This window comes from endosymbiont of Lamellibrachia barhami (assembly GCF_011947365.2).
In the GTDB taxonomy this organism is placed as follows: domain Bacteria; phylum Pseudomonadota; class Gammaproteobacteria; order Chromatiales; family Chromatiaceae; genus QGON01.
In genome coordinates this window covers 529,601-533,593 of sequence record NZ_JAAVSH020000001.1, presented here as the reverse complement: position 1 = coordinate 533,593, position 3,993 = coordinate 529,601, and the positions used below count along the sequence as shown (strand labels likewise).

Annotated in this window: 5 protein-coding genes; all 5 read left to right on the top strand. The window is 53.9% G+C overall.

The window, feature by feature from the left end; all coding sequences use genetic code 11:
* A partial coding sequence (locus tag G9Q73_RS02260; protein ID WP_177418306.1) for an efflux RND transporter permease subunit occupies positions 1 to 984 on the top strand: 984 nt, incomplete at its 5' end.
* Positions 985 to 1,112: 128 nt separating this feature from the next.
* A complete protein-coding gene (locus G9Q73_RS02255) occupies positions 1,113 to 1,553 on the top strand; it encodes a hypothetical protein (protein ID WP_177418305.1) in 441 nt (146 codons plus the stop codon).
* Positions 1,554 to 1,772: 219 nt separating this feature from the next.
* Complete coding sequence (locus G9Q73_RS02250; RefSeq protein ID WP_246344924.1) at positions 1,773 to 2,522, top strand: DsbA family protein; 750 nt, start codon at positions 1,773 to 1,775, stop codon at positions 2,520 to 2,522.
* 47 nt (positions 2,523 to 2,569) lie between these two features.
* Positions 2,570 to 2,962, top strand: a complete 393-nt coding sequence (locus tag G9Q73_RS02245) for a c-type cytochrome (protein WP_177418303.1) — start codon at positions 2,570 to 2,572, stop codon at positions 2,960 to 2,962.
* A gap of 79 nt (positions 2,963 to 3,041) precedes the next feature.
* The gene (locus tag G9Q73_RS02240) at positions 3,042 to 3,863 is read left to right on the top strand and encodes a c-type cytochrome (RefSeq protein WP_177418302.1); all 822 of its coding nucleotides are present in this window, start codon (positions 3,042 to 3,044) and stop codon (positions 3,861 to 3,863) included.
* The last annotated feature ends 130 nt before the right edge of the window (positions 3,864 to 3,993 follow it).

Genomic DNA, 3,993 nt, shown 5'->3' with positions numbered 1-3,993 from the left:
GGCGATGTGCAGGATGTGATCCAGTCCGCCATCGGTGGCATGAACGTCTCCCGCACGGTGGAGGGGCTGGAACGCTATCCGATCAACGTACGTTACCCGAGAGAACTGCGTGATGATCCGGCGCGGCTCAAGCGGGTGCTGATCCCCACCCCCGCTGGCGGGTCCATCCCTCTGGCCCTGGTAGCCGAGATCCATCTGCGCCGGGGGCCGCCGGTAATCAAGAGTGAGGACGCCCGGCCCAACGCCTGGATCTATGTCGATATCAGCACCTCGGATATTGGTGGATATGTGGCTGTGGCCAAGAAAACCGTGAGTGAGCAGGTGAAGATTCCGCCGGGTTATGCCCTGGTCTGGTCAGGGCAGTTCGAATACATGGAGCGGGCCGAGGAGCGACTGCGCATCGTGGTGCCGGCGACCCTGCTGATCATCTTCCTGCTGCTCTACTTCAACTTCGGCAACCTCAGTTCACCGCTGGTGGTGATGCTCTCCATCCCCTTCGGCCTGATCGGCGGCATCTGGCTGGTCTACTGGTACGGCTTCAACCTGTCAGTGGCGGTGGTGGTGGGTTTTATCGCCCTGGCTGGGGTGGCGGCGGAGATCGGCATCCTGGTGTTGACCTTCATCGATCAGGCCGTGGCGGAGGCGCGCCACCAGAGAACCATTCACGGCGAGGCAGGCTGTCTGACCAAGAGTGAACTGATGGATGCGGTGCTCCAGGGTACGTCTGAGCGGGTGCGTCCCATCGCCATGACCGCAACCGCCATCATTGCCGGCCTGTTGCCGATCCTCTGGAGCACCGGTACCGGTTCCGAGGTGATGCAGCGCATCGCCGCCCCGATGGTGGGGGGCATGGTGAGCGTCACCGTGCTCTGCATGCTGGTGCTGCCGGTGATCTATGGCCTGGTGCTGCAGTTCAAAGAGCGGTTCTATTCCAGTGGAACCGTCGAGGAAGCGGAGGAGCTACTGAAAAACAGCGAAGCCTGATGCTTTTTGTGCCAGGGGTCGGGCTCAAACCGCGCAAGTAATGGCGGAAAAATGACATGGTTGGGGCGGTTTGAGCCCGACCCTTTCAATCAATTTTTTTACCAACCTTAAACGAGTGGAGATACAACATGAATAAAGTCCTGAAGAGCCTGACCTTTGCCATCCTCAGCAGCGTTGCCGCAGTTGGCTATGCCGAAATGGGCCACACCATGAACCACAGTAGCCATGATGCCATGGCAGCCCAGCCGAAGATGTTCATGGAGAAGACCCAGATCGACGGCTACACCGTCAGCTTCCATGTGATGCAGGCCAAAGAGGGTATGCAGCATGGTGGCAGTCACAACCTGATGATCAAGGTGGAGCAGGGTGGCCGGGTTTTGAATGACATCACCGCCAACTCCAAGGTGGCCAGCCCCGATGGCAAGGAGAGCAGCAAGATGCTGATGAAGATGGGGGATTGGTATATGGCCGGTTATGACCTGGCGTCAGCGGGAAAATATCAGTTGATGGTGCTGTTCAAGACCGCTGATGGGCAGAAGCATTTTGGTGGGATTCACTATAGGCCTTAGTAACTGGAATAGCCGTCGGAAAAAGGAGCAAATTGAAAACCTCCCTTTTCCGGGTCTGCAATTCCACTAGCGGAATCTGGCGAGATCAATATCATCATGAGGATAGAGAAGATGAGTACTAGTGAATCAGGTAGACGATTTCTGGCCATGTTTTTGGTCGGATGCACAATGGGTGCTGTTGCGATTAGCTCTGCTGTCCGCGCGGATTCCGACGGGTCGATGACAGACAGAGCGATCATTGCAGAAGAGGTCAGAAAAGAGCTGCGACGGTTGATCGATGAAGAGGGCTTCATGGATCGGGTCATAGAGCAGGGCATCGAATCCTATATCGAGAAGAAGCGTGTAGCGGCGACAGAAGGCAAGCGTCGCAAAAGCGCGGAACACGCAAGAAAACTTCGTCCGGTTTCACCGCAACGGGATCATATCTATGGTGATCCCAATGCGCCAGTCAGTCTGGTTGAGTACTCGGATTTCGAATGCCCGTTCTGTAAGCGGTATCACCCGAACGTAAAAAAACTGATCGAACAGAATACGGGCAAGGTCAACTGGGTCTACCGGCATTTTCCTCTTGAGTTTCACAACCCCGGTGCACAGAAGCAGGCCGAGGCAACAGAGTGCGCAGCGGAACTGGGAGGAAACGAGGCATTTTGGCGTTACTCAGATCTGATCTACCAACGCACTACTTCCAACGGCAGGGGATTCCCAATTGATCGTCTGGTGCCACTGGCTGAGGAGATCGGTCTGGATGGCAAGACATTCAGGGGTTGCCTTGATAGTGGAAGAATGATCACCCGAGTCAGAGAAGATTATGAGGATGGTGTTAAAGCAGGGATCACCGGTACGCCTGGAACAATCTTTCTCAATCATGTTAGCGGTGATGTTCTTGCTGTTGCCGGCGCTTTGTCGGTTTCCCGCTTGCAGGTCGCGGTAGACCGTTTGTTGTCAGAGCAGGCAACGAAAAAGCAGTAGCCGGTCATCATCACATCCTACATGCGCAGCATTATGAGATTTAATGTATGAAGCTGCAGTTATATCTGGTCTTGATCCTTCCACTGGTCCTTGTCGCCTGTGAGGGTCTGGATCCCGAAGAACGCCGCAAAGCCATGCATCTGCCACCTGCTGGTTTCAAAGGTAATGCACAACAGGGACGGGTGCTGTTCAACCAATATTGTGCCGCGTGTCATGGACCGGGTGGGTGGGGAACGCAACAAGGTCCTCCGCTGGTCCATCAGGTCTATCGACCGCCCCACCATGCCGATCTTACGTTTCATTTCGCTGTGAGAGATGGGGTTAGATCACACCACTGGAACTTCGGTGATATGAAGCCTCTGCCGGATGTCACCCCGGAGGCAACTGAACACATCATCGCCTATGTTCGCCGTGAACAACGCAAGTCGGGTATTAAATGATTACACCCTCCGGGTATAAGTTTCGTTTGAGCAGGCAAGCTGCTCAACTCAGCTTTATTGAAAATAGATGAGAAACACAATGAAAGTTAACAAGACCTGTTTTACCTCGCTGATCGCACTGTCACTCTCAATGTTTGTATCCATTGCCCAGGGTGAAACGCTCACCTTGGAAACCCTGCCCAAGGCAAAGGGAGTTGCCTGGCATGCCGGAACGCCCTTACAGCTCCATGTGGCAACGGATAAGGGGCTGTATGTCAGTCATGACAAAGGCCTGAGCTGGAATCTCTCCTACCCGTTCAGATTGCCTGCAACCATGATCAGTGCAACGGCTGATAACACACTCTATGCATTTGTCGCCGGAAAAGGATTGCTTCGCATGCGAGGCGCCGAGTCTATGTGGACACCGGTCAATAACAAGTTTGGTGCACAGGTATTGACACAGCTATCGGTAACCGCAGATGACCCAAACAGGCTCGCCGGCCTTAATCAATATGGCAAAATCATTGCTTCGAGTGACGGGGGCGTCAACTGGCATCGCGCTGGTGGTAGAAATAAACCACTGACCGAATCTGGCAGGCAAGGACAAAAACTCTTTACAGAACATTGTCAGAGTTGCCATGGTGTGGGCGGGGTAGGTGAAACCTATACGCTGGAAGCCTTGACCAACAAGAACTATATCATGGCTCCGGCTCTTGATGAATCGGCCCATGCCTGGCATCACACCGATGAAGCCTTGGTCAAAACGATCCTTGATGGCTCCCAGCGAACAGAGCGTATGGTGGCCTGGAAAACAAAGGGGCTGGATGAACAGGATGCGAAAGATCTGGTCGTATACATAAAAAGCCTGTGGGACAAACGGGCCTTGGAGTGCCAGGGTCCCAAGCATATGCAATGCATGTGATGGGGTCAGTGTCGTTACTGCAGAGTTCCTACCACCTGAAGGCTATTGTTTTAACCGGTCTGGAGTTTTGGAGACCAGGCTGCGTTAATTTGGAATAATGTCCTGATGATCATCTGGATCGTATGCAGAA

Bases quoted from the DNA above. Each gene is read 5' to 3' on its own strand.
- G9Q73_RS02240 (WP_177418302.1), top strand. From the start codon at position 3,042: ATGAAAGTTAACAAGACCTGTTTTACCTCGCTGATCGCACTGTCACTC.
- G9Q73_RS02250 (WP_246344924.1), top strand. From the start codon at position 1,773: ATGACAGACAGAGCGATCATTGCAGAAGAGGTCAGAAAAGAGCTGCGA.
- G9Q73_RS02255 (WP_177418305.1), top strand. From the start codon at position 1,113: ATGAATAAAGTCCTGAAGAGCCTGACCTTTGCCATCCTCAGCAGCGTT.
- G9Q73_RS02245 (WP_177418303.1), top strand. From the start codon at position 2,570: ATGAAGCTGCAGTTATATCTGGTCTTGATCCTTCCACTGGTCCTTGTC.